19 protein-coding genes and 1 pseudogene are annotated in these 24,435 nt (G+C 60.5%); 13 read left to right on the forward strand and 7 right to left on the reverse strand.

Going from position 1 to position 24,435, the window contains the following annotated elements:
• Positions 1 to 54: 54 nt before the first annotated feature.
• A complete protein-coding gene (locus AX768_RS17050; RefSeq protein ID WP_062002287.1) occupies positions 55 to 1,179 on the reverse strand; it encodes an ABC transporter ATP-binding protein in 1,125 nt (374 codons plus the stop codon).
• A gap of 283 nt (positions 1,180 to 1,462) precedes the next feature.
• Here AX768_RS17050 and AX768_RS17055 point away from each other — a divergent pair, with 283 nt between their 5' ends.
• The 6 genes from AX768_RS17055 to AX768_RS17080 all read left to right on the forward strand — a co-directional run bounded on the left by AX768_RS17055 (position 1,463) and on the right by AX768_RS17080 (position 7,570).
• The gene (locus AX768_RS17055) at positions 1,463 to 2,815 is read left to right on the forward strand and encodes an ABC transporter substrate-binding protein (RefSeq protein ID WP_062001317.1); all 1,353 of its coding nucleotides are present in this window, start codon (positions 1,463 to 1,465) and stop codon (positions 2,813 to 2,815) included.
• A 69-nt stretch (positions 2,816 to 2,884) separates the two neighbouring features.
• Entirely contained in the window at positions 2,885 to 3,823 is a 939-nt protein-coding gene (locus AX768_RS17060) for a carbohydrate ABC transporter permease (protein WP_062001318.1), read from the forward strand.
• Positions 3,820 to 4,704, forward strand: a complete 885-nt coding sequence (locus AX768_RS17065; RefSeq protein WP_062001319.1) for a carbohydrate ABC transporter permease — start codon at positions 3,820 to 3,822, stop codon at positions 4,702 to 4,704. Before AX768_RS17060 ends, AX768_RS17065 begins: the two co-directional genes overlap by 4 nt.
• Before the next feature lie 61 nt (positions 4,705 to 4,765).
• The gene (locus tag AX768_RS17070) at positions 4,766 to 5,746 is read left to right on the forward strand and encodes a sugar-binding transcriptional regulator (RefSeq protein ID WP_062001320.1); all 981 of its coding nucleotides are present in this window, start codon (positions 4,766 to 4,768) and stop codon (positions 5,744 to 5,746) included.
• A gap of 7 nt (positions 5,747 to 5,753) precedes the next feature.
• Positions 5,754 to 6,497, forward strand: coding sequence for an SDR family oxidoreductase (locus tag AX768_RS17075; protein WP_062001321.1), 744 nt, complete (start codon positions 5,754 to 5,756; stop codon positions 6,495 to 6,497).
• Between the two features lie 38 nt (positions 6,498 to 6,535).
• Positions 6,536 to 7,570 carry an NAD(P)-dependent alcohol dehydrogenase gene (locus AX768_RS17080; RefSeq protein WP_062001322.1) on the forward strand — a complete coding sequence of 345 codons (1,035 nt, stop codon included), beginning with the start codon at positions 6,536 to 6,538 and terminating at the stop codon, positions 7,568 to 7,570.
• Between the two features lie 3 nt (positions 7,571 to 7,573).
• Here the strand turns inward: AX768_RS17080 and AX768_RS17085 are convergent, their stop codons facing one another.
• Together AX768_RS17085 and AX768_RS17090 are read right to left on the reverse strand one after the other, a co-directional pair.
• On the reverse strand, positions 7,574 to 8,110 hold the full coding sequence (locus AX768_RS17085; protein ID WP_062001323.1) for a cupin domain-containing protein: 537 nt from the start codon (positions 8,108 to 8,110) through the stop codon (positions 7,574 to 7,576).
• A 2-nt stretch (positions 8,111 to 8,112) separates the two neighbouring features.
• Positions 8,113 to 9,894, reverse strand: coding sequence for a RecQ family ATP-dependent DNA helicase (locus AX768_RS17090; RefSeq protein ID WP_231941499.1), 1,782 nt, complete (start codon positions 9,892 to 9,894; stop codon positions 8,113 to 8,115).
• 204 nt (positions 9,895 to 10,098) lie between these two features.
• Here AX768_RS17090 and AX768_RS17095 point away from each other — a divergent pair, with 204 nt between their 5' ends.
• Positions 10,099 to 12,054, forward strand: a complete 1,956-nt coding sequence (locus AX768_RS17095) for a PhoX family protein (protein ID WP_062001324.1) — start codon at positions 10,099 to 10,101, stop codon at positions 12,052 to 12,054.
• On the opposite strand, the gene AX768_RS17100 is transcribed toward AX768_RS17095, so the two are convergent.
• On the reverse strand, positions 12,051 to 13,481 hold the full coding sequence (locus tag AX768_RS17100) for a cytochrome-c peroxidase (RefSeq protein WP_062001325.1): 1,431 nt from the start codon (positions 13,479 to 13,481) through the stop codon (positions 12,051 to 12,053). The genes AX768_RS17095 and AX768_RS17100 overlap by 4 nt on opposite strands.
• 112 nt (positions 13,482 to 13,593) lie before the next feature.
• On the reverse strand, positions 13,594 to 15,279 hold the full coding sequence (locus tag AX768_RS17105; protein ID WP_062001326.1) for a phospholipase C: 1,686 nt from the start codon (positions 15,277 to 15,279) through the stop codon (positions 13,594 to 13,596).
• 296 nt (positions 15,280 to 15,575) lie between these two features.
• Here AX768_RS17105 and AX768_RS17110 point away from each other — a divergent pair, with 296 nt between their 5' ends.
• The 6 genes and pseudogenes from AX768_RS17110 (at position 15,576) to AX768_RS17135 (ending at position 21,308) form a co-directional block, all read left to right on the forward strand.
• A complete protein-coding gene (locus AX768_RS17110) occupies positions 15,576 to 16,655 on the forward strand; it encodes a substrate-binding domain-containing protein (RefSeq protein ID WP_062001327.1) in 1,080 nt (359 codons plus the stop codon).
• Entirely contained in the window at positions 16,652 to 17,665 is a 1,014-nt protein-coding gene (locus AX768_RS17115; RefSeq protein WP_062001328.1) for an ABC transporter substrate-binding protein, read from the forward strand. Before AX768_RS17110 ends, AX768_RS17115 begins: the two co-directional genes overlap by 4 nt.
• A 9-nt stretch (positions 17,666 to 17,674) precedes the next feature.
• Positions 17,675 to 18,499: an ABC transporter permease gene (locus AX768_RS17120; RefSeq protein ID WP_062001329.1), complete on the forward strand. Its 825-nt coding sequence runs from the start codon at positions 17,675 to 17,677 to the stop codon at positions 18,497 to 18,499.
• 27 nt (positions 18,500 to 18,526) lie between these two features.
• Positions 18,527 to 19,402, forward strand: a pseudogene (locus AX768_RS17125) (ABC transporter permease); the annotation flags it as partial.
• Entirely contained in the window at positions 19,399 to 20,457 is a 1,059-nt protein-coding gene (locus tag AX768_RS17130; protein WP_062001330.1) for an ABC transporter ATP-binding protein, read from the forward strand. The pseudogene AX768_RS17125 and the gene AX768_RS17130, both read left to right, overlap by 4 nt.
• A 17-nt stretch (positions 20,458 to 20,474) precedes the next feature.
• Positions 20,475 to 21,308 carry a phosphodiesterase gene (locus tag AX768_RS17135; RefSeq protein WP_062001331.1) on the forward strand — a complete coding sequence of 278 codons (834 nt, stop codon included), beginning with the start codon at positions 20,475 to 20,477 and terminating at the stop codon, positions 21,306 to 21,308.
• Here the strand turns inward: AX768_RS17135 and tssE are convergent.
• Positions 21,305 to 21,727, reverse strand: a complete 423-nt coding sequence (gene tssE, locus AX768_RS17140) for a type VI secretion system baseplate subunit TssE (protein WP_062001332.1) — start codon at positions 21,725 to 21,727, stop codon at positions 21,305 to 21,307. The two genes, AX768_RS17135 and tssE, sit on opposite strands and share 4 nt — an antisense overlap.
• Complete coding sequence (gene tssH / locus AX768_RS17145; protein ID WP_062001333.1) at positions 21,724 to 24,396, reverse strand: type VI secretion system ATPase TssH; 2,673 nt, start codon at positions 24,394 to 24,396, stop codon at positions 21,724 to 21,726. The genes tssE and tssH overlap by 4 nt, the downstream gene beginning before the upstream one ends.
• Between the last annotated feature and the right edge of the window lie 39 nt (positions 24,397 to 24,435).

The raw sequence follows: 24,435 nt of genomic DNA on the forward strand, positions 1-24,435 counted from the left end.
ATATCCGGGGCCTCGTGTTTTTTTATTCCCGTGAACCTTTGGATGAACGCCTGTTCAAGCCGTAGCCGCGCTTGCCGGCACTGTCTGAAGCCGCTTCAGCGCTTCGCCGTTTTCGCGGAACAGATGCGTGTGACGCAGGTTGAAACCGGCATCGATGGGTTGGCCGTCAACCGCGGTCGATTCCCCCGAGCCTTTCACCTGGATCAGGACATCGCCGTCGAGGTTCACATGCAGCAAGGTTTCGCCGCCAAGGTGCTCGACCACCATCACCGTGCCGGACAACTTCCCTTCTGCGCCGCTCGCAGCCGTTTCCATCAGATGCTCGGGACGGATGCCGAAGCTCAGCGTATCGCCGGCCGTCACCTCATCGGCGACGAACGGCAACGTGATGGACGCTCCTCCCGGCAAGCCGATCGTTACGCCGGCCGTGTCCGCGCGCTGAACCTTGGCGGGCAGGAAATTCATCTTCGGCGATCCGATAAACCCGGCAACGAAATGGTTCACCGGCGTCCTGTAAAGCTCGAGCGGCGAGCCGATCTGCTCGACCTTCCCATGATTCAACACCACGATCCGGTCCGCCATTGTCATGGCCTCGGTCTGGTCATGCGTCACGTAGATCATCGTTGCATTGAGCTGCTTGTGCAGCTTGATCAGCTCAAGCCGCATCTGCACGCGTAGCGCCGCGTCGAGGTTGGACAACGGTTCATCGAAGAGAAACACCTTCGGTTCGCGCACGATCGATCGTCCGATCGCAACGCGCTGACGTTGGCCGCCTGATAACGCCCGAGGCTTGCGTTCGAGCAATTGTTCGATCTGCAGGATTTGTGCGGCGCGTTGCACGCGTTCCTTGATCTGAGCTTCGGGCAACTTGATCATCCGCAGTCCAAACGCAATGTTCTCGTACACCGACATATGCGGATACAGCGCGTACGACTGGAACACCATGGCCACGCCGCGTTGCGAGGGTTCGAGGTCGGTGACGTCTTCGCCACCAATCAGTACTTGCCCTGAGTCACTGCGTTCAAGGCCTGCTATGGTGCGCAGCAACGTGGATTTGCCGCACCCGGAAGGGCCGACGAACACCATGAACTCGCGATCGGTGACGGCAATGTCGACGCTCTTCAATACTTCCGTTCCGGCAAACGCCTTGCGGATCTGATGCAATTGAACTGCACTCATGCGTGTCTCCTGCAGATGCCCCGCGCCACGGATCAGCGCCTGAGCAAAGTAAGTTGCTTTGCACGCGGTATGCCCTGCAACGCAGCAAGCGGTGCTTTTCGAATTTGTTCTTGACAACCTGTTCGCGTCCAAATATACAATTGTAAAACTGAAATTACAAGTGAAACGGCAGCAAGAGCAGGATTACAAGCAGGATCACAAGTCGGACATTCAGCACGCGCGAACAGCTCAACCGGCCTCGACCGCTTTGGGCATTTTAAAAAGAACTACCCAGGAGACAGGCATGAAGAAGCATTGCACGCAGGCCGCGGCGTTCGCGCTGCTGGGCGTTACGGCATCCTTGATATCGGTGTCGAACGCGTCCGCATGGACGTTGAAGGAAGCAGCGGAGCCTTATTCCGGCACGACCATCAAGGCTGTCTTTCTTGACCGGCCGGGATACAAGGCGGCATCGAAACTGATACCCCAGTTCGAGAAAGAAACCGGCATCAAGGTGCGTACTGAGGTTATCCCTTACGAGAACACCCGCGAAAAGCAGGTGCTTAATTTCGTCGGCGGCGGCGACCAGGACGTGGTGCTCGTGGACGTGGTCTGGATTGGCGAGTTCGCGAGCAACAAGTGGCTCGTGCCCATCAAGACCTTTACCGACAACCCCAAGCTCGCCGATCCCAAGCTGAACCTGCCGGGATTCTTCCCGATCCTGCTGGACTCCTTCGGCACCTGGGACAAGACCACCTACGGTCTTCCGTTCGATAACTACTCGGGCCTGATGTTCTACAACAAGTGCATGTTGAAGGACGCGGGTTTCAACGAACCGCCGAAGACGTGGGACGAACTGCTGAACGTCTACGCGCCGAAGCTGACGAAACCCGACAAGAACCAGTTTGCATTCGCGCTGCAGTCGCGTCGCGGCGAAACGCAATCGGCCGACAGCTTCATGCGCATGTTGTGGCCCAACGGCGGGTCGTTGCTCGACGCAAAGTTCAAATCGAACCTGATGTCGCCGCAATCGCAGGCGGGTCTCGAGTACCGGCAGAAGCTGATGAAGTACATGCCGCCGGGCATTGTCGATTACGACCATGCGGAGGCCGTGAATGCGCTCGCGCAAGGGCAGGTCGCGATGATCACGGAATGGTCGGCGTTCTATCCCACGCTCACTGATCCGAGCAAGTCGAAGATCGGCGATTGCCTGGCGATCACGACCGAACCCAAAGGTCCCGCCGGACTCAAGCCTGCGCTGGGTGGTTTCTCGCTGGCTGTGAACGCGAAGTCGAATGCGAAGAAGCAGGCAGCGTCGTGGCTATTCATCCAGTGGATCACTTCCGAGGAAATGGCCAAGCCGTATCTGGAAGCGGGCGGTGTCAGCGGCCGCACGGCGGTCTACAAGGAAGCCGATGTTCAAAGCAAGTATCCGTTCGTGAAGCCGATGGTCGAATCGTGGCAAGGCGGCGTGCCTGACTACCGGCCGCGTTTCCCGGAATGGCCGGCCGTGTCGGAAGTGATCGGCGAGTGGGGCAGCAAGATCATGCTCGGCCAGGTATCGGTGAAAGACGGTGCACAGACGATCGGCACGAAGACAGAAGACATCCTGAAGAAAGCGGGTTACTACGACGGCAAGAAGCCTTTGCTCAAGTAAAGCCGATGAGAGGGGCATTGCGTGCGCAATGCCTCTTGCTCACGTTGAGCCAACCTGCGGAGAGGTTTCATGCTCAAGACCACGGTTCCACCAGCGACCGGCGCAATGCGTCCGCGACCGCGCGCGCGTTTTCGGTTCATGCCGCGATCGCCCGCGTTCTGGTTTTTGTTTCCCGCCGTCGCGGCGCTGGCGATCATCGGCATTTATCCGCTGCTGCTCGCGGTCTACAACTCGTTTCATCAATACAAGCTTGCGGACCTGGCTTCAGGGACGCCTTTTGTCGGTATCGATAATTACGTCGCTACGCTCACCGATCCGTCATTCTGGGGCGCCCTGGGCCGCACGGTCATGTTCCTTTGCCTGACCTTGCCTGTCGAGCTCGCATTCGGCCTGTTCGCTGCGTTGATGCTGCACAGGACGGCGCTGCCTTGGCTGCGTGTGGCGGCGCGCGTGGGTCTCGTGATTCCGATGGCAACCACCTACGCCGTGGTGGGATTGATCGGCCGCCTGATCTTCAATCGGCAGTTCGGCGTAGTCAACTATCTGCTGAGCTTCTTTGGCATCCCGCCCCTCGACTGGCTCGCTGACCCCACGCTTGCGTTCGTCTCCGTGATGATCATGGACATCTGGCAATGGACGCCGTTCTGCGCATTGATCCTGCTTGCGGGTCTTGCGATGGTTCCGAAGGAAGCCGAGGAAGCCGCGCGTCTCGAGACGCCGAAGTGGAGCAAGATCCTATGGCACCTGCAACGGCCGTATCTGTTGCCGGGTCTCACCGCCATCCTGATCCTGCGTTCCGCCGACATGCTCAAGATGTTCGATGCCGTGTTCACCATGACCCGCGGCGGTCCGGGCACGGCGACCGAATTCATCAGCATCTACATCCAGCGCGTCGCGTTCCGTCTCTTCGATCAAGGCATGGCTTCCGCTCAGGCGGTCTTGCTGCTGATCCTTACGATCGTGCTGTCGCGGCTCTATATTCGTTTTGTTTATCGGGAGGCTGTGTGAGCACATCAACTGCTGACAATGTGACCGTCACACCGCTTTCGTCGCGGGCACGCCGGGCGAAAAACGCGCGTCGCCGTGCGACGGTCTGGCACGTGATCGGTTTGCTGATCGTGTTCCTCACGTCGGTGTTTCCGTTCTACTGGATGGTCACGACGAGCCTCAAGAGCCAGGCCGATGCGCTCGCCGTGCCCCCCGTGTGGCTTTTCACGCCAACGCTTGCGCACTACACCGACGCACTCTTCGAACACGATGTTGCTGCGAGCTTGCTCAACTCGCTGATCGTGGCGAGCAGCGCAACCTTCCTGTCGATCCTGCTCGGGGCGCCCGCTGCATATGCGCTTGCGCGCTTCGAGTTTCGCGGCAAGGAGGACTTGTGGTTCTGGTTTATCTCGAACCGCATGGTGAGCCCTGTAGTACTCGCGGTGCCATTCTTCCTGATCGCAACCAAGCTCGGTCTCGTCGATACCCACATCGTGCTGATCCTGCTGTATCTGACCTTCTCGCTGCCCATTGTCGTATGGATCTGCACGGATCAGTTTCGCAACATCCCGGTTGAACTCGATGAAGCCGCGCGTCTCGACGGCGCTTCCCCGTGGCGCATTTTCTGGCGCATCAACCTCCCGCTGGCGATGCCGGGCATTGTGGTGTCTGCCATCTTCGCGTTCATCTTTTCGTGGAACGATTTGCTGTATGCGCTGGTTCTCACTCGCACCGACGCCATCACGTCACCTGTTGCCGCAACGAGTTACATGAGCGGCTATGAATTGCCGTGGGGCGAAATCATGGCGACGGGGACGCTGATCGTGTTGCCAATGGTCGTGTTCGCGCTGGCCGTGTCGGGCAGGCTGGTGCAGGGGCTCACCATGGGCGCGGTGAAATGAAAGGTGACGCAAGGGTGGGTGCATTACCATCGCGCCGTCCCTATCGAAACCCATCACGCTCATGAACAAGCCCGCACCGCCCGCCGTCGCCGTGTCAGCCGAGCCCTTTGTCGATACCGAAGAGGAGCTGCAGGCGCGCGTAGCGTGGCATTACTACGTCGGCAACCTCACGCAGCAGGAGATCGCGCAGCGCATTGGCAGCAACCGTGTGCGCGTAAACCGGCTGCTTGCTGCGAGCCGCGAATCCGGCATGGTGCAGATCACCATCAACAGCCGGCTCGCGCCATGCGTCGCGTTGGAGGAAGCGCTGACCAAACGTTTCGGCCTGGAGGCGGCGGTCGTCGTGCCGACCGGCGCGAATAACGAAGCGAACATGGCCGCGATCGGTATTGGCGGCGCGACTTACCTGGCGCGTCAGATCGAGGCGGGGCAGACCATCGGGCTTGGCTGGGGCCGCACGATTCGAGCGGTGCTTCGGGCATTGCCGCAGCGCGCGTACGGGCCGGTATCGGCGGTGTCGCTGCAAGGCGGCCTGTCGCATTGCCCGAGCATCAATACGTTCGACATTGTTTCGGACTTCGCGAACCTCTGTCAGGCCGATGGTTTTTTGTTCGCGGCGCCCATTTACGTAAGCAGCCAGAACGTTCGCGACATGCTGCTGCATGAGGGCGCCGTGCGCGAGACGTATGAGCGCGCGCGTCATTCCGATCTTGCGTTGCTGACGTGCGGCGACCTGACGGAATCGCTCGTGGTGACTTACGGCATCAACGACCCCGAGCAGGTCCGAACGCTCGAGAAAGCCGGCGCGGTCGGCGACATGCTCGGTCACTTCATGGACGCCGATGGCGAGGCGATCGATCACCCGCTGAATCGCCGCACGGTCGCGATCACGCTCGGCGATCTGCGCAAGATCAAGCGCGTCGTGCTGGTGAGCGGCGGCGCGAAGAAGTTCGCGGTGACGCGCGCTGCGTTGCGTGGGCGTTATCCATCAGTGCTGGTAACAGACGAAGAGACCGCGCGCCGTCTCTGCGATGAACCTTGAAAGGACAATGAACGTGGACCGGAATCGCGAGTTCGAAGGCAAGACGGTGCTGATCACCGGGGCAGGGAAGGGCATTGGCTACGCGACTGCGTTACTGATGGCCGAGCGCGGCGCACACGTGGTTGCGCTGAGCCGTTCTCAGGCTGACCTGAATGCGCTCGCCGCGCTGATCGATTGCAAGACCATAGCGGTCGATCTCGCGGATGCAGCCGCCACGTTGAAGGCTGCGCAAGAAGCGCAGCCGGTTGACTTGCTCGTGAACTGCGCGGGCATTGCCGAGCTCGGCGCTTTCCTCGATGCAACCATCGACGCTTTTGATCTTACGATGGCCGTGAACGTTCGCGCCGCAATGATCGTCGCGCAGGAATGCGCGCGCAGCATGATTGCGAGGGGCAACGGTGGCGCGATCGTCAATGTGTCGAGTATCGCGGCTCAGGTCGGAACGCCTTTGCACGCGTCGTATTGCGCATCGAAGGCCGCGCTGGACGCATTGAGCCGCGTCATGGCCGTCGAACTCGGCGTTTATGGCATACGCGTGAACACGGTCAATCCGGTCATCACGCTCACGCCCATGGCGGAAAAAGTCTGGAGCGAGCCGGCAAAGTCCGATCCCATGCTGGCTCGCATCCCCTTGCGTCGATTCGTGCAGCCCGAAGAGGCGGCCCGCACGATTGCGTACCTTCTCGGCGAAGATTCAAGCATGGTCAACGGCGTAAGCCTGGCTTTGGACGGCGGCTTTCAGGCCGGCTGATTTTTATCCACGTTACCCCTTTGCAGAGGGCTTCAATCATGGAAGCACTGGTTCTTGAAGAAGCGCGTCGCATCAGCTTGCGTCCGTTCACATTGCCGCAGGTCGTGGGCCCCCGCGACGTGCGCATCCGCATCAACACGGTTGGCATTTGTGGCAGCGATATCCACTATTATCAGCATGGGCGCATCGGGCCGTTTGTCGTGAACGAACCGATGGTGCTCGGTCACGAAGCCGCAGGCACGGTGATCCAGATCGGTGACGAAGTCACGCATCTGAAAGTGGGGGACCGCGTTTGCATGGAACCGGGCGTGCCCGATATGGAGTCACGTGCATCGCGCGAAGGTCTGTACAACCTCGATCCAAGCGTGCGTTTCTGGGCAACGCCGCCGGTTCATGGATGCCTGACGCCATTCGTCGTGCACCCGGCCGCGTTCACGTTCAAGCTGCCGGACAACGTGACGTTCGGCGAAGGCGCGATCGTCGAGCCGCTGGCTATCGGCATGCAGGCCGCGACAAAGGCGAAGATCAAGCCAGGGGACGTGGCTGTCATTCTCGGCGCTGGAACCATCGGCATGATGTGTGCGCTGGCCGCGCTTGCGGGCGGTTGCAGCCGCGCGATCGTGTGTGATCTCGTGCCGGAAAAGCTCGAGTTGATCGGCGGCGTGCAAGGCGTGACGGCCGTGAACATCCGGGAGCGCAAGGTGAAGGACGTTGTCGCCGAACTCACCGATGGCTGGGGCGCAAACATCGTCTTCGAAGCAAGCGGCAACGAGAAGGCGTTCGATGGCATTGTCGACCTGCTGTGTCCGGGCGGTTGCATCGTGCTGGTCGGCATGCCGCAGCATCCGGTGCCCATCGACATTGTCGCAGGACAGATCAAGGAAGTACGGATGGAATCGGTCTTCCGTTACGCCAACATGTTCCCGCGCGCGATCCAGTTGATCGCGTCGGGCCGGCTGGATGTGAAGCCGTTCATCTCGCGCTCGTTTGCATTTGCCGACGGCATCAAGGCCTTCGAGGAAGCGGCGAGCGGCAATCCAACCGACGTCAAGGTTCAGATCGTGATGGAATGACGTTCAGGTCCATTCCTGGGGTAACGGACCTTTGCGCCCGGCGACAGGATCGCTGCGCGGAAACGGCAACGCTTCCATTGCAGCGATCTCTTCCTTCAATAAAGCATCGCGCCGGATATCCCATTGCTGCCCTTCTGGATACGCGCCGACAACCTGGAAGCGTCCTTCCGTCGATTGCAGACAATGTCCCGTGCCAGCCGGAAGCAGCACGACATCGCCGGCTGCGATAGAAACAACTTCGCCTCCCGGCCCGCCGATGATCACCTCGGCCTTGCCAGAAATCACTGCAAGCGCTTCATGCGCCGTCGAATGAAAGTGGTGGTAATCGAAGATGCTGTCGCGCCATCGCGGCAGCCATTCGTTGCCCGCGAGCAGCGCTTCGAAAGTCTTGCCGAGATCCTTTGTTGACGGATCGACCGCTCGTCGATAAATCAAAACGGGCAAGCGGCTATTGTTGGGAACCCACGCATGCGGTGCGAGCTTGAGCGTCTCAAATGCGATATCCGCCGGATGAAATGCCGAGTCGAATTCGTGTTTCATGATCAGGACCTCCTTGCTTTAACTGCCTTCACGTAACGTGCTATGAATGTCCGTGTCTCGCCGTCAGGAAACAAAACGGCGACGCGATCACCGCTCATCATTTCCACGTGGCCATTTCCGTATTTACGGACCTGGACCGCATCCCCGGGATTCCATACTTTGGCGGCCCGCTTCGGCGTGGAAGCGGGCTGCTGCAATTCGCGCGGGCTCGGTACGACCGTTGGCGGGGAAACGCAGTTGTCGCACTTGCAGCAGACGCCGCCATCGAGTTCGTCGGGCATGCTCAATACAGCTTCATGCAAACGAGCCGCATCCAGATGCGCGTGAAAATAATCGAGCAGGATGCGCCAGCGGCACTGGCCGCTTTGCGCGTAACCGATCATCCGTTCAAGCACTTCGCGATCGTGTGCTGCCCTCTGCGTGAACCGTTGCGCGGCTTCCTGCATATCGTGCGGGGCGTCGGTGTCGAGCACGGTCACGCTGCCTTTGCGTGTGCGTCGAATCATCCGCATGTCCTGCAACACGGATAGCACCGTCCGTAATTTGTTCAAGCCAATCTCAGGCAGCGCTTCGTGCAGCGAGTCGATGGGTGTATCGATCAGCTTGCGTTCATTCCCGCTCGCGAGCTTTCGCAGGGCATCGGCACAACGCGTAAGCGTTTCGACACTCGGATAACGGCCGCTCAGGAAAAATTGTTGGACCTGCTTGTCCTTCAATTCGAACAGCAGGATGCAGTGCGCTTCGGCTCCATCGCGTCCCGCGCGGCCGGCTTCCTGGTAGTAGGCTTCGAGGCTTCCCGGCATCTGGTGGTGAATGACAAAACGGATATCCGGTTTGTCGATACCCATGCCGAAAGCGTTTGTCGCGACCATCACACGGCATCGATTCTCCATGAACGCGTCTTGCGCCGCCGTGCGTTCTGATGCGGACATCTTGCCGTTGTACCGTTGAGCTTCTATTCCCGCTTCCATCAATTCCGCGTGGACCGCATTGCATTCGGCAACCGTCGAACAATAGACAATGCCAGTCCCTTCTAGCGCCTGAATCCGTTCAAGCAAACGCGTGCGTTTCTCTTTCGGATTGGTCAGTTGTTCGACCGCAAACACCAGGTTGTCCCGATACACCCCTGTATTGATGACCTGTGCGTCCTTCATATCGAGCTCGCGCAGGATGTCTTCTACAACTGCAGGCGTTGCCGTTGCAGTCAGCGCCAGAACGGGCGGCCTGCCAAGCGCCTTGATGGACTGCAGCATCTCCACGAAAGCCGGCCGGAAGTCGTGACCCCACTGCGAGATGCAATGCGCTTCATCGATCACGATCAACTGAGTCCCGGGCTTGCCACGCTCGTTGAGCATTTCGACAAAATCCGGCTTTGCCAGCCGCTCGGGGGTAAGGAACAAAAAGCGGCTCTCGCCTGAATGGATGTCGCGGATCGCCTGCCGTTCATCCGCCGCCGAAAGCCCGCTGTGCAGCGCAACCGCCGCGATACCGGATTCCCGCAGCTTGTCCGACTGATCTTTCATCAGCGATATCAGCGGCGAGACCACGAGCGTCAGGCCGCCGAGCTGCAACGCCGGAAGTTGATAGCACAGCGACTTGCCCGCGCCCGTGGGCATGACGGCGAGCGTGTCGTGGCCGTCAAGGACGCTGCGGATCACTTCCTCTTGCCCGGGTCGCAGTGCATCGATGCCAAAGACATCATGCAAGGACGCCTTGAGCCGCTTCTTCAGCGTGCCCTGAAGCAGCTCCTTGATGGGTTTGCCCAGCTTGGATTCGGTCGTCACATGCGTGCCTGTACTGATAAAGGGGAATGTCCTTGTCTCGCTACTGCACTGAGCAAACGCGGTGCCGCGTTCTGCCAGACTTCCAAAACCAATACCGATAACTGTCATATTGCTTTCATACATGAAACTTACACTTCGCCTTCATTGCGCGCCGGTCACTACTTAAGCCGGACGCAACCTACCCACAAACCCGGACAAGAAGACATGCAAGAGCAGCCCGATTTTTCCCGCCGCAAGACCCTGAAACTGCTGGTCGGCGCACCCATGCTGCCTTTGGGCGCTTTCTCCGTTTCGACGCTTTTGTCCGGTTGTGGCGGTGGCGACGACGCTGTTGCGGGCACGTCGGCATCGTTCAAATCGGCGGCGTTTTCGTCGATGGCTGCGCCTTCTCTCGCCAACCCCGCAGCCATGGCAACGACCACGGTCGCGTCGACGCTCACCGTAACCATGAGCGACGGCAGCACGCAGGACTACAAGCTCGCGTACCAACCTTTCTTCGTGACCGGCGACATGGTTCCGAACGGCAACGGCGGCACGATCCTGAGCGGCGGATATTTCGATATCAACAACCAGCCGATCATCGACCGTTCGGTGCCGGGGAAGGAGCGCCAGTTCTTTTCGGATTGCCCGGATGGAAGCTCGCTGCTCTCCCTCGATAAACCCACCGTCCCCGGCATCAAGGGCCGTGCCGTGTTCGCCGTGGTCCAGTTCGAATACGCAACGCGCGACCAGAGCCTCGTGTCGGCGTATGGACAACTGCCGTCGCCGATCGCGGTATTGACGCTCGATCAGGACCAGACCACGGGCAAGCTCACGCTCGTGAAGTATCACAACGTGGATACGTCGAAGGCGAACGGTTTGTGGATCACATGCGGGGCGAGTCTTTCGCCGTGGAACACGCATTTGTCGAGCGAGGAGTACGAGCCGGACGCAACGACCATATCAAGCAACGCGCAGTTCAAGGCCTACAGCACGAGCCTCTACGGCGATGCAACCCGCGCCAATCCCTATAACTATGGCCACTTGCCCGAAGTGACCGTGAATCCGGACGGCACCGGCACGATCAAGAAGCACTATTGCCTCGGCCGCATCTCGCATGAGCTGGTCCAGGTGATGCCGGACAAGCGCACGGTGATGATGGGCGACGACGCGACCAACGGCGGCCTGTTCATGTTCATCGCGGATCGTGCGGAGGATCTGTCGTCCGGGACGCTGTATGTGGCGAAGTGGGCGCAGACGTCATCGGCTGGAGCGGGGTCGGCGAACCTCACATGGATCAAAATTGGCAGCGCCACGAGCGCCGAGATCGAAGCGATGGCCTCGCGCCTGAAGGCATCGGACATCATGGATGTGGCGACCAAGGATCCGCTCGATACCAGCTTCAAGAAGATCAATTACAACGGCACGTTCAACTGGATCCGCATCAAGCCGGGCATGGAGAAGGCGGCTGCATATCTCGAGACGCATCGCTACGCGGCATTCATTGGCGGGAGTCTGGGATTTACGAAGCTCGAAGGCACGACCGTCAACGCTAAGGACAAGGTCGTCTACACGGCGATGTCGCGCGTCGAGAAGTCGATGGTGAAGGGCAACTCCGCCTCGACCGATGTCGCCGTGGACGCCGCCATCAGCGCCGGCGCGGTCTATGCGCTGAACCTTAAATCAGCGCAGAAGGACACGAGCGGCGCCGCGATCAACAGCGAATGGGTTCCCGTCGATATGGCCGCGCCGACCGCCCTCGTGGGCGAAGACCTCGCGACGCCGGATGCCCTGGGCAACACGGCGAGCGCCGCGAAGATCGCGAATCCGGACAACGTAAAGTTCTCGGAGAAGTTGCGCACGCTCTTCATTGGCGAAGATTCCAGCATGCACGTGAACAACTTCCTGTGGGCTTATAACGTCGATACAAAGACCTTGTCGCGTGTGCTCTCGTGTCCGGCCGGCGCAGAATCCACGGGCCTTCATGCCGTCGATGAAATCAACGGCTGGACCTACGTCATGACGAACTTCCAGCACGCGGGCGACTGGGAAAGCCCGGTTCACGACAAGGTGAAGGCCACGCTGGACCCGCTCGTGCGGGCCAACTACAAAGACCGCTTCGGCGCCACCGTGGGTTACCTCACCGCCGACACGACCAGCATCAAGCTTGGCAAAAGCTAGGACCCTTTGCGGTAGCCGTCGTCAAGTGTCTTCAGGAACGCGATGATGTCCTTCATTTCCTGGGCCGTCATCGCGGGCTTGTCGCCGAACTTGCGATCGAAGGGTGCATCGGCTACGTCGATGTTCGCGTGCAGTTGGGCGGGAAGATCGTCGTATTTGTTGACCTTGCCATCCGCGCCCTTCGGATAGAACTTTTCGGGGGCGGTGTTGCGCTCGTTGTAGAACGCCATGACGTCATCGAGCGAATGATAGACGCCGTTATGGAAGAAGACCTGGCGCGTGGCGGCGTTGCGCAATGTGGGCGTGAGGAACATGCCGCAGTATTGCGTCTGGTCCTTGATGTCACTGCGGAAGGGACCGCATACGCCCATGTCGAAGAACTTGGGATCGTTGTTGATCGCAAGCTTGGTATTGCGCGGCACGCCCAGTGCTTCGTACTGGTAGTCGGTGAACATCGGCGGCGTGCCGTCGGAAGCGGGCTTCGACAAGTGGCAGCCGGCGCAGTTCGCTTTGTCGGGATCGTTGAAAAGACGCAGGCCGTGCAGCTCCGCTTGCGTCAGGCGCGCCTTGCCTTCGAGCCAGTAATCGTACTTGCTCGAATACGGATGAAACGCCTGCTCTTCGATCTGATAACGCGCGACCGCGAACATGGCCTCGGACGTTGCCAGCTCCGTGCTCTTGAAGATGTTCGGGCCGAACAACTGCTTGAAGTCGCCCATGTAAGCCGTGCGCTGCAGTTTGGCCGAGACATCCTCGAGACTCGTGTTCGCCATTTCAACGGCATTGAGCATCGGGCCCGATGCCTGCGCCTGAAGGGTGTCGGCGCGGCCGTCCCAGAAAAAACCGCCTTGCGGGACCATGGCAGGCGCGGCGGGTGCAGTACCCGCGTTCTTTTGCGCCCGGGCGGTGCCGGCGGCTTGCGAGGCCAGGGCAGCAAAATCGGGCGGCGCTTCGGCTTCGCCGGCATCGGGGCCAATGCTGAAATTAGGCTGCAAATACAGGTACATCAGCGAAGGCGGCGGACGATACCCCTGCAACGTCATGTGCGGTCCGCCGAGTTGCACGGACAGGTTGTTCGGCGGTCCGAACGCATGGTCGGGACTGTGGCACGACGCGCACGATTGCGTGCCGGACGCGGACAGGGATTTATCGAAGAATATCTTTTGGCCGAGCAACGCGACGGCGCTCAGCGGCGCGACTGGCGGACGGCTCAGCATGACGGGATTCGGATTGGCGCCTGTCAGGTCTTCCACGATGTCGCCAACACGAGCGGGCACGGTCGCCGGATAAAGCACGGCCCAGATGCAGAACACGAACGCGGCAGCGAACGCCGCGGCGATGCACCAGAGCAGGACGATTTTCGGGCGCGGCAGGCGTGGTTTCTGCCCGGCATTCGGCGACATGGAAGGTGTGGCGGTATGCGACATGGGACCTGAGAGGATACAAAAAGCAGTAGTGAAAAAGTCGCCGCCCATTGCGGGACGGCGACAAGGTACAAAGCTCGGCTTCGCGTCAGCGTGCAACGCACGGCTTGTAAAATCAGATTGCCGGAACCGATGCGACCGGCGTACCGAGGTTCTGATCGATGAACACCTTCGGGTTGCTGCCCGCGCCGCTGAAGTTGAACAAACTCATGATGCTGCCAGCAGTTGCGTCGAACGAACCACCGCCGAGGCGATTGCCATTGAGCCAGTTGTCTTCAATGAAGCGCGTGACCGATGCCTGGCTGATCTGCGTATGATCGACATAGTTCACCTTCGCCCACGGCGAGATCACGATGAACGGCGTACGCGTGCCGGGACCGCAACGGCCATTGACCGGTGCGCCCTTCACACCCAGCGGAGCCGTGCCCGTGCCGCACTTGCCGGCGCCGTTCACCTGATCCGCGATCGCGTCGAAGGAAGCGGACGTCGGCGTCGCATAGGCATGGTCGTACCAGCCGTCCGAGTCATCCCACGCCACGATCACAGCGGTGCTCGCCCAATCCGGCTGCTGCTGCAGGAAGTTGACGACCTTCGAGGTGAAGGCCTGTTCGTCGAGCGGGTCCGAGTAGCCAGCGTGGCCGTCCTGGAACGCCGGCGCCTTGATGAAGCTGACCGACGGATAGTTACCGGCCTTCACCGATGCAAAGAAGTCATCCGTGTCGTACTGGTGGTTAGCCGGTTCCGGCGTCTTGCCATCGGCTTCGAGCGACAAGCCGATAGCAGCCTGCGAGCTCGGACGTGCGTGCGTCGGGTTCGCCGTCGACGCGAAATACTGGAACCAGTTGTGGTGCGGCACGTAGTCGGCCGTTGCCTGACCCACCACCGGCGACAACGTGCTGCGCTTGCAGGCCGTCGTGCCGTTGCTGTTCACGGTCGCCAGGTTGAAGCCGCCCATGAAGCCGCCCCACGAGATGTTGGCCGCGTTCAGCAGGTCGCCGATGTTCTTGCCGGCCATCAACGCGGTATCCGTCGTGCTCGAGCACGTGTCGTTAGCCGGGTCGACGTCGTTGATCATCGTGAAGCCGCCCTGGCCGTCATTGACGTAGTAGCTGCCCGTGTTCGTCGCGCTGACCGGACCCTGGCTCGCTTTCACGACCTGCATGCCGTTGGTCTGGCCCGACACCACTTCGAGCGCGCCAGGCGTCGACGGACCGTAGGTGTCCGTGTAGGCGTTGTCGCTCATCGCAAAGTGTTGCGCGTAGTTCCACAGCGCGCCGACCGTGTTGCCGTCGTAGTAACCCATGACCTGGCCGGCTGTGCCGAACGAACCAGCGCCGCCCGCCGTGCCTTTACCCGTGAACTTCGGGAAGAGGTCGGCCGCGCCGTTGTCATAAGCCTGTTGTTCCGCACGATAAGCATGGTTCTGGTCGGCCGATGCAGCTTGCGTACGGTCGAGACGGAACGGGTTCGCAGCCGCTGCGCCATTCAGCGTGTTCGTGAAGTTCGGGTTCGCCGTCAGCAGCGCCCCGCTCAGCCCGTTCACCGCCGGCGTGCCCGCGGCGGCCGTGAACACCGGCTCGCCGGCCGGGTTCGCTGCGTTCGGGTAGGTCGCGAAGTAATGATCGAACGAGACGTTCTCGTTATAGATCACGACGACGTGCTTGATCGGCGTGGCCGTCGCGAGACGGTTCTGGATCGACTGTGACGAGTCGGGGTTGCTGTCGTTGCCGCCGCCGCATGCATAGAGGCCGATGGCCATTGCTGCAGTGGGTACGCCAACCAGTAAGGCTCGACGAAACATGTGTGAAGCTCCGATGTCGTTTGTTGTGTGTAAAGCGGGTGGCCGCGTGGCCTGTGGGGACGAGTCCGGACTTGATGGCCATTTTTCGTTTCCGCCCGCATTGGAACACCTGCACATGAAGCGCAAAAGGCGCTGCGCTTTCGCCACGGTTACTTCCACATAACAAGCAGAAAGAGTTGGTAAGGACGGGTTCCAAAAAGATGACGCTCAGGCTCACAGGCAGTCATGCCAGCGTCACACGGCGCTCAGATAATCCGTCCCGCTGTAACCGTTTTCATCTCTTTCCCGACTGGCCCATGCACTCCACCATCAGAGACGTTGCCGCACATTCCGGCGTCTCCATTGCCACCGTATCGCGTGCGCTCAACACGCCGGAGCTGCTCAACGCCGAGACGCTCGCAAAGGTGCGCGAGTCCATCGAAGCGCTGGATTTCATGCCCAGCGCGCGCGGCCGGCAGCTTCGTGGGGTGCGCACGCGGCTCGTCGGCGTGGTCGTGCCGACGCTCGCCAATCCGGTGTTTGCAGAGTCGCTGCAAGGTATCGATGAAGCTGCGTCCGCCAGCGGCTATCGGCTGATGCTGATGACCACCGCCTACGACAGTGCGCGCGAACGCCGCGCCATCGAAACCTTGCGCGAGCAGCGCGTGGACGGCCTGATTGCGACCGTGGCCGACGCCGAATCCAATCCGCTGCTCAATGAACTCGATCGCATCGGGTTGCCGTATGTGCTCGCGCATAACGACACCGCGTGCCGTGCGGCGGTATCGGTGGATAACAGGCGGGCCGCGCGCGATGGCGTGCGCGCACTCCTGCAGCGCGGCCACAAACGCATCCTGATGCTTGCCGGGTCGTTTGCCGAATCGGATCGCGCCCGGCTGCGGTATCGCGGATATGAAAATGCGATGCTCGACGCCGGCCTCACGCCCTACGCGCCGCTCGAGATGGACTTCAACGCGGAAGAGTTGCCGGCCAGCTTGCTCGCGCATCTCTCGGACCCGTTGCGCCGGCCGACTGCGCTTTTCTGCAGCAACGACCGCCTCGCGATGATCGTGATCCGCGGCCTGCGTCATGCGGGTCTGCTGGTTCCCGGCGATATCTCCGTGCTCGGCTTCGATGGCATTCCACTCGGCGAGTGGTTATCGACCGCGCTTTCGAGTGTCGCCACGCCGAATCGCGAGATCGGCCGGCACGCATGGCGTCATCTGGCGAAGCAGCTCGGTTTGCCCGACAGCAAAGCCATCGACGAAGCCGCGAACGAAGCTAATGAGCCCATTCCCTTCAAGTTGCCTCATAACGTGCGAACCGGCGCGACTATCGCGTCATACATCGAACCTGCGGCCCGGATGGCCGCTCTCGAACCGGAGAATCCTGCATGAAAATCCGTCAACTCCTCGCCACGCTGCTTGCCGCGACGGCCACCTTTTGCGCGGCTGGCGCCGCGTATGCCGACGGCACCGCGATCTGCTACAACTGCCCGCCGGAATGGGCTGACTGGGCGAGCCAGATCGAAGCCATCCAGAAGCAGACGGGCATTCGTGTTCCCTTCGACAACAAGAACTCCGGCCAGGCCATCGCGCAGATGATGGCCGAGCAGAAGAGCCCGATTGCCGACGTGGTGTATCTCGGCGTGTCGTCGGCGTTCCAGGCGAAGGACAAGGATCTCGTGCAGCCGTACAAGCCGGCGCACTGGAACGATATCCCGGCCGGCATGAAGGACCCGAACGGTTACTGGTTCGCAATCCACTCCGGTACGCTGGGCTTTTTCGTGAACAAGGACGCGCTCGATGGCAAACCCGTGCCGCGTTCATGGGCTGATTTGTTGAAGCCGGAATACAAGGGCATGGTCGGGTATCTGGATCCATCGTCCGCGTTCGTGGGGTACGCCGGCGCGGTTGCGGTGAACCAGGCGCTGGGCGGTACGCTCGATAACTTCAAGCCCGGCCTCGACTGGTTTGCGAAGATGAAATCCAACGCGCCGATCGTGCCGAAGCAGACTGCGTACGCGCGTGTGATGTCCGGTGAGATTCCAATCCTGCTCGACTATGACTTCGATGCTTATCGAGCGAAATACAAGGATCACGCGAACGTGGAGTTCGTGATTCCGAAGGAAGGGACCATCGTCGTGCCGTATGTGATGAGTCTTGTCAAAGGCGCACCGCATCAGGCGAATGGCGAGAAGGTGCTTGATTTCGTACTGTCCGACGCAGGACAGCGCTTGTGGGCCAATGCGTTCCTGCGTCCGGTGCGTGGCGGTACGCTGCCGCCCGATGTCGCCGCCAAATTCCTGCCGGCATCCGACTATGCGCGTGCGAAGGATGTCGATTTCGCGAAGATGGCTGCGAAGCAAAGTGCGTTCGGCGAAGAGTATCTTCGTGTGATGCACTGATTTTCAGTCATGCAAGATTCCACCTTCTCCACGCGCGCACGGATTGCGTTGCTCGCGCCGGCGCTCGCGGTGTTCATCGCGTTCTGGTTGCTGCCGCTCGTTGCGCTGCTGCAGGCGAGCGCCGTGCCCAATGCGTTGAGCGCGTATCGCGAGGTGCTGACCAACGCGCGCTATCTGCACAGCCTCGTCGCGACGATCGCGTTGTCACTGGCGGTGACAGCGGCGACGCTGGTATTGTCGACAGTGGCGGGCTTGTTCCTCGCTCGCCGGGATGTGCCGGCGAAGCGCCTGCTGGTCGCGTTGCTGACGTTCCCGCTCGCGTTTCCGGGCGTGGTGGTGGGATTCATGGTGATCATGCTGGCCGGACGCCAGGGTTTGATCGGCGCCATCTCCACGCGGCTCACCGGCGATCGCTGGGTGTTTGCGTACTCGCTCAGCGGTTTGTTCCTCGGCTATCTCTACTTCTCCATACCGCGCGTGATCGTCACCGTCATGGCGGCTGCGACCAAGCTCGATGCGTCGCTCGAAGAGGCGGCGCGTTCGCTGGGTGCATCGCCGTGGCGGATCTTCGCCGATGTTGTCCTGCCCGCCCTGATGCCCGCGTTGATCGCGGCGGGAGCCGTCTGTTTCGCGACCGCGATGGGCGCATTCGGCATGGCGTTCACGCTCGCCACCGACCTCGACGTCTTGCCTATGACCATCTACACCGAGTTCACGCTCAACGCGAACCTGGCAACGGCGGCGGCCTTGTCGATTGTGCTGGGTCTTGTCACGTGGGCGGTGCTGGCGGTTGCGCGCAGTCTGACCGGCGCGACCGTCGCGGCCACTGCATGAGGTCAACCGATGCCTGAATTCATGAAGCCGCGCGGTCTGCTCGTTGCTGCACAAACGGTCGTCACACTCGCGCTCGTCGCGTTCATGGTCGTGCCCGTCGTGATGTCGGTGATGGCCGGCCTGACCGTCAATTACTTTCGCGGCATATCGAGCGGACTCACGCTCAAATGGCTCGGACAAGTATGGGCGATGTACCAGGGCTCCGTCTGGTTATCGATAGAAATCGCGCTCGCCACGCTCGCCATCACGCTCGCGATAGGCGTGCCCGCAGCCTACGCGCTCGCGCGCAGCAACAGCCGCTCGGCGAGGTGGATCGAAGAGCTGCTCGTATTGCCGATTGCCTTGCCCGGACTTGCCACGGCGCTCGCGCTGCTTTCCGTGTATGGCGGCTGGAGCGCGTTTCGCTCCAGCATGTGGTTCATCGTGGCAGGGCACGTCGTGTTCACGCTGCCGTTCATGGTGCGCTCGGTCGCGGCCGTTTGCGCTGGAACGGATCTGCGCACCATGGAAGAAGGTGCAGCGAGTCTTGGTGCGTCGTTCACGCAGCGGTTTTTTACCATCGTGCTGCCCAACGCGCGGCCCGGCATTGTTGCCGGCGCGCTTGCGGTGCTGACGTTGTCCATCGGCGAATTCAACCTGACGTGGATGCTGCATACGCCCGATACGAAAACGCTTCCCGTCGGACTCGCCGATGCCTACGCGTCGATGCGCCTTGAAATCGGCAGCGCGTACACGATACTTTTCCTGTTGATGACGCTGCCATTGTTGATCGCGATGCAGTGGCTCGGCGTCGATCCCGCCGGCGCACAAAGCGCTCGCGCGGCGGCAAAACGCAAACGTGCATTGCGACGTGTCCCCGACGCGTTGCCCGTTCAAACCCCAACCGTAAAGACCGCACGATGAGACTCGAAGCCGTCCCAGTCACCCTCAGCCGATGCGCGAAAACGTTCCGCGGACAACGCGTGCTCGAACCCGTCGATTTATCGATAGAACCCGGCGAAACGCTTGTATTGCTTGGGCCATCGGGTTGCGGCAAGACGACTACGTTGCGTTTGATCGCCGGGCTCGAAAAACCCGACGCGGGTGGCCATGTCCGCTTTGGCGCCGACGATGTCACCGCACTGCCTATTGAACGTCGTCAGGTCGGCATGGTATTCCAGAACTATGCGCTGTTCCCGAACCTCACGGTGCGCGGCAACGTGGGTTATGGTCTGCGCATTCAGAAGGTGGAGGCATCGGCGGCGCGTCGCCGGGTCGATGAATTGCTGGCGATGACCGAACTCACCGCGCACGCCGACAAGCCGATCACCGAGCTGTCCGGCGGGCAGCGGCAACGCGTTGCACTCGCACGCGCATTGGCGCCGAGACCGCGTGTATTGTTGCTCGATGAACCCCTGACCGCGCTCGATGCACGTCTGCGCGAAACCCTCCGCGCCGAAATGAACGCACTGCTGCGCGAGCTTCGCGTGACGAGCATTTACGTCACGCACGATCAGTCGGAGGCGATGGCCCTTGCTGACCGCATTGTGGTGATGAGTGCAGGGCGGATTGAACAATGCGGCACGCCGCGCGAAATCTATTACCAGCCCGCGACGCGCGCGGTCGCGCAGTTCATCGGCACGTTGAATCGTGTCGCCGGTGAGTGCCGCGATGATGCGTTCATTGCATCCGGCGGCGCGATCAACGTGAAGGGACTTGTCGCGCAGTTGCGTGTTCAGGATGGCGCACGGTCAGAAGTATTTTTCCGTCCGGAGGACGCCGAACTCGTCAATCCCGAGTCCGCGCAATTACGCGGCGCGGTGGAGTCGGCCATGTTCCTTGGCGAACGCACGCGCCTCAGGATCAAGGATGCTGCCGCCGATGCGTTGACTGTCGATGTCCCTGGACGTGTGGAACTTGCGCAAGGGACTATCGTAGGGATATCGGTACGCGACGAGGGCTGGGTCGCGCTGCACTAATCTGGAGAAAGACCGTTATGCTGTTAGCTCAAATTTCCGACCTGCATATCAAGGTTCCTGGTGCGCTGGCTTATCGAAAAGTCGATACCGCCGCTTGTCTGCGCCGTTGTGTGGAGCGTCTCAACACGATGAGTCCGCGACCCGATGCGGTCCTGGTGACGGGGGACCTGACAGACTTCGGGACAGTGGAAGAGTACCGGCATGTGGCCGATTGCCTGAAGCCGCTGACGATGCCGGTGTATGTAATGGTCGGCAATCACGACGACCGCGCCACGCTGCGCGAAGTATTCGATGCCGATTATTTGCGGAAAGCGGGTGCAGGTGGCGACTTCGTGCAATTCGCGTTCGATCTTGGCGAGTTACGGGTCATCGCGCTGGATTCGCAAATTCCTCATGCAAGTCCCGGCACTTTGTGTGACGCGCGCTTGCAGTGGCTCGGACAGCAGTTGGACGAAGCACGTGAGCGGCCGGTTATCGTCGCGTTGCATCATCCGCCGTTTGCAACCGTTATCGGACATATGGACGACATGGCGCTCGACGCCGAAACTGCCGGCAAGCTCGAGGCGCTGATTGCGAAGCATCCGAACGTGGAACGTGTGTTGTGCGGGCATGTGCATCGGCCGGTGCATCGACGTTTTGGCGGGACGATCGCGTCGATAGCGCCATCGACTGCGCATCAGGTCGTGCTTGATCTTCATGCCGATGCGCCATCGCGTTTTGTGCTTGAACCCGGCGCGTTCGCGCTGCATTACTGGAACGCGGGCGTCGGGATGGTTTCACATCACGCGTATGTCGAGCAGTTTGACGGGCCGTATCCTTTTTTTGATGTGGATGGGGCGTTGGTAGACTAGCGTTCGTCCTGTGTCGTGAGGTGCGCTTTTCCATCGGGTGCGAAATGCGTACCAAAACGCACGAGTCCGGTTTGATGCAAATGACACGTCATCGTGAAGCTGAGCAGCATGTTGTCGTGCTTGTCGGCTGGTTCGATTTCGATGGCCTTCAGTCGTGGCTCATACTTGAGCAGCGTACTTTCGATCTCACGCCGCAGCGTATGCGCGGACGCAGGCATGTGCCGATAGACCTTTGATAAATCACCCAGACCATAATCAGGCAGATGGGCAAGGCTGTCGCGGCGGCTGTTCAAGATCCGCTGGATGTTGTCGCGCACCGACAAGAACGTTTGCTGGTTGCGATTATGGAGGTCTATCGGATCGCCGTTGGCGAAGTGACCCGTCAGTGCTTCGAACAAACCGGGGCCGCCGTGCGTCACGACGTAACGTCATCCGCAAACACTTCGAACTCAACGCCGATTCCGCCTTCATCCGAATATGAGAGTCTGATCGCCGGGGCCTTCGTGTCTTGCGCCGCCCGGATGAGCAACTCGCGCGACAACACAGGCAGGATTTGCTGATCGAGCAAACTGTCGATATTGCGTGCGCCCGAGTCGGGCAATTGGCAAGCGCGTACGAGTTCGTCAATGAGCGCGTCGTCGCAAATGAGGGGCAAGCCGAACTTGCGCTCGACGCGCTGCGCCACCTTATCCAGTTTCATGCGCACGATGGTTGCCATTGCCTCAACCGAAAGCGGTCGATACACAACCGTCTGGAAACGCGCAAGCAACGCCGGCTGGAAGTGATCGATCAACTGAGGCCTGATGGCTTGCATCAACATGCTCGTGGTTACATCGCCACCAGCTTCCTGCACGGCATCGTATGCAGCCATGATCTGATCGCTGCCCAGATTCGATGTCATCACAATCACCGTATTGCGGAAATCGATGACACGCCCCTCGCCATCGCGCATGAATCCTCGATCAAAGACCTGGTAGAAGACGTTGAGCACATCGCGATGCGCCTTCTCGACCTCGTCCAGAAGAATCACGCTATACGGCCGGCGGCGCACGGCTTCGGTCAGCACACCACCTTGCCCATAACCGACGTATCCCGGCGGCGAGCCCTTGAGCTGTGAAACGGTGTGCGCTTCCTGATATTCGGAAAGATTTATGGTCACAAGCGCCGGCTCGCCGCCGAACATCAAGTCGGCTAACGCTCGCGCCGTTTCCGTTTTACCGACGCCCGACGGTCCCGCCAACAGGAACACGCCAAGCGGCGCATCTTGGGATTTCAATCCGGCTTTGGCGGCGCGAAGGCTTTTGCTCAAAGCCTGCAGCGCGTCATCCTGACCGATGACAATTTGTCCAAGCCGGCTCTCGAGCTCAAGCAGCGTCGTCAGTTCGTCGGATAAGAGGCTTCCCACCGGCACCCCCGTCCAGTCCGCAATCACGCGCGCGATCGCCGCTTCATCGACTTCGGCATAGACCAATGCATCGTTGCCGTGCTGCGCAAGTTGATCGTGTGCGTGCTTGATTGCAGCTTGCAGATCCCTACGCTGACTTTCATCGATTGCGTCGTGCCATCTGCTACGAAGTTCGAACAACGTGTGGATCGCATCCTTCTGCTGCGCCAACTCCACTTCCAGTCGCATCAGTTCGCGAGTGAGCGTTTCGAGCCGTGCATCGATTGCCGCAAGCCGTTCGCCGTATTCCTGCGATGTAGCGCCTTCATCGTGTGTCAACGCGGTCCGTTCGACTTCGAGTGCGGCATGTTCCGCGCGACGGGTCGAGATAGCGATGGGCGTTGCATCAAGGCTCATGCGCACGCGTGCGGCAGCCGTGTCCAACAAGTCGACGGCCTTGTCCGGCAACTGACGGCCGGTAAGATATCGGCGCGACAAACGCACTGCTGCGCCCACGGCCGCGTCCGTGATGTGAACTTCGTGGTGCTGCGCGTAGCGTTCTTTCAGGCCGCGCAGCATGAGACACGCGTTGTCGTCGCTCGGTTCGTCCACTTTGACCATCTGAAAGCGGCGTTCCAGAGCGGCATCGCGTTCAAAGTATTGTTTGTATTCCGACCACGTTGTCGCCGCGATCGTGCGCAATTCACCGCGTGCGAGCGCCGGTTTGAGCAGGTTTGCCGCATCGGCGCCGCCCGCCGTGTTGCCGGCACCAATCAATGTGTGTGCTTCATCGATGAACAACAGGATCTGCGTGGGCGACGCCTGAACCGCTTCTATCACGTTCTTCAATCGCTGCTCAAACTCGCCTTTTACGCCGGCGCCCGCCTGCAGCAAACCAAGATCGAGCGTCAGGATCGAAACATGGCGGACGGTCGCGGGTACATCGCCTTCAACGATTTTCAGCGCAAGCCCTTCGACCAGCGCCGTTTTACCAACACCGGCTTCACCCACCAGGATCGGATTGTTCTTGCGTCGGCGCGCGAGGATATCGACCATTTGCCGAATCTCGATATCGCGTCCGAATACCGGGTCGATCTTGCCGTCCCGCGCCTTTCGCGTGATATCGATGGTGAAGCGATCGAGTGCATCGGAAGCGGGTTTCGCCGCTGGCGTCAAATCGTGAGTCGGACCAAGAGCCGGTACCTCACCGTTGATCGACGCATCTTTCGTCGCTTCGACCGACACACGATTCAACTCCGGCATCAACCGCTCGATCTGCACCGCCGATACGCTCAGCAATTGCCATGCATCCGGCGCGCGCAGCAAGTGTGGTGTGTCGGCCAGCGCCGCCAACAGATGCGCCGAACGGATCATGGACTGACCCGCATCAAGCGACGCGCGCAACCATGCCGCTTCCAGTAATTGCCCCAGTCGTTGTGACAACCCCGGCTTCCCACGCAACTCATGTGGCAACCGGTCGATGCTTTTCAGCAATCCGTTCCAGATCCCGTCCATGTCCAATTCGTAGCGTCGGCCGATAGCAACAAGATCACCGTCGCCGAGTTCGAGCAGCTTGATGATCCAATGCTCGATTTCGATCTCCCGATGCGCACGCGTCTCGCACAGGCTTGCAGCGTCGGAAAGCGCGCGGGCGCAGTGTTCGTTCAGGCGGCGCAGGAAGGGCGAGAGGTCGCGAGCAGTCATGGATGATCCCGAAAAAATATGAAAAACGCACGAACTCGC

Origin of the sequence: Burkholderia sp. PAMC 28687 (assembly GCF_001577465.1) — a bacterium.
Lineage (GTDB): Bacteria > Pseudomonadota > Gammaproteobacteria > Burkholderiales > Burkholderiaceae > Caballeronia.

What these genes read in the sequence shown, in the direction of transcription:
- AX768_RS17050 (WP_062002287.1), bottom strand. Translation starts at nt 1,179, where the DNA reads ATGAGTGCAGTTCAATTGCATCAGATCCGCAAGGCGTTTGCCGGAACG.
- AX768_RS17055 (WP_062001317.1), top strand. Translation starts at nt 1,463, where the DNA reads ATGAAGAAGCATTGCACGCAGGCCGCGGCGTTCGCGCTGCTGGGCGTT.
- AX768_RS17060 (WP_062001318.1), top strand. Translation starts at nt 2,885, where the DNA reads ATGCTCAAGACCACGGTTCCACCAGCGACCGGCGCAATGCGTCCGCGA.
- AX768_RS17070 (WP_062001320.1), top strand. Translation starts at nt 4,766, where the DNA reads ATGAACAAGCCCGCACCGCCCGCCGTCGCCGTGTCAGCCGAGCCCTTT.
- AX768_RS17075 (WP_062001321.1), top strand. Translation starts at nt 5,754, where the DNA reads ATGAACGTGGACCGGAATCGCGAGTTCGAAGGCAAGACGGTGCTGATC.
- AX768_RS17080 (WP_062001322.1), top strand. Translation starts at nt 6,536, where the DNA reads ATGGAAGCACTGGTTCTTGAAGAAGCGCGTCGCATCAGCTTGCGTCCG.
- AX768_RS17085 (WP_062001323.1), bottom strand. Translation starts at nt 8,110, where the DNA reads ATGAAACACGAATTCGACTCGGCATTTCATCCGGCGGATATCGCATTT.
- AX768_RS17095 (WP_062001324.1), top strand. Translation starts at nt 10,099, where the DNA reads ATGCAAGAGCAGCCCGATTTTTCCCGCCGCAAGACCCTGAAACTGCTG.
- AX768_RS17100 (WP_062001325.1), bottom strand. Translation starts at nt 13,481, where the DNA reads ATGTCGCATACCGCCACACCTTCCATGTCGCCGAATGCCGGGCAGAAA.
- AX768_RS17105 (WP_062001326.1), bottom strand. Translation starts at nt 15,279, where the DNA reads ATGTTTCGTCGAGCCTTACTGGTTGGCGTACCCACTGCAGCAATGGCC.
- AX768_RS17110 (WP_062001327.1), top strand. Translation starts at nt 15,576, where the DNA reads ATGCACTCCACCATCAGAGACGTTGCCGCACATTCCGGCGTCTCCATT.
- AX768_RS17115 (WP_062001328.1), top strand. Translation starts at nt 16,652, where the DNA reads ATGAAAATCCGTCAACTCCTCGCCACGCTGCTTGCCGCGACGGCCACC.
- AX768_RS17120 (WP_062001329.1), top strand. Translation starts at nt 17,675, where the DNA reads ATGCAAGATTCCACCTTCTCCACGCGCGCACGGATTGCGTTGCTCGCG.
- AX768_RS17130 (WP_062001330.1), top strand. Translation starts at nt 19,399, where the DNA reads ATGAGACTCGAAGCCGTCCCAGTCACCCTCAGCCGATGCGCGAAAACG.
- AX768_RS17135 (WP_062001331.1), top strand. Translation starts at nt 20,475, where the DNA reads ATGCTGTTAGCTCAAATTTCCGACCTGCATATCAAGGTTCCTGGTGCG.
- tssH (WP_062001333.1), bottom strand. Translation starts at nt 24,396, where the DNA reads ATGACTGCTCGCGACCTCTCGCCCTTCCTGCGCCGCCTGAACGAACAC.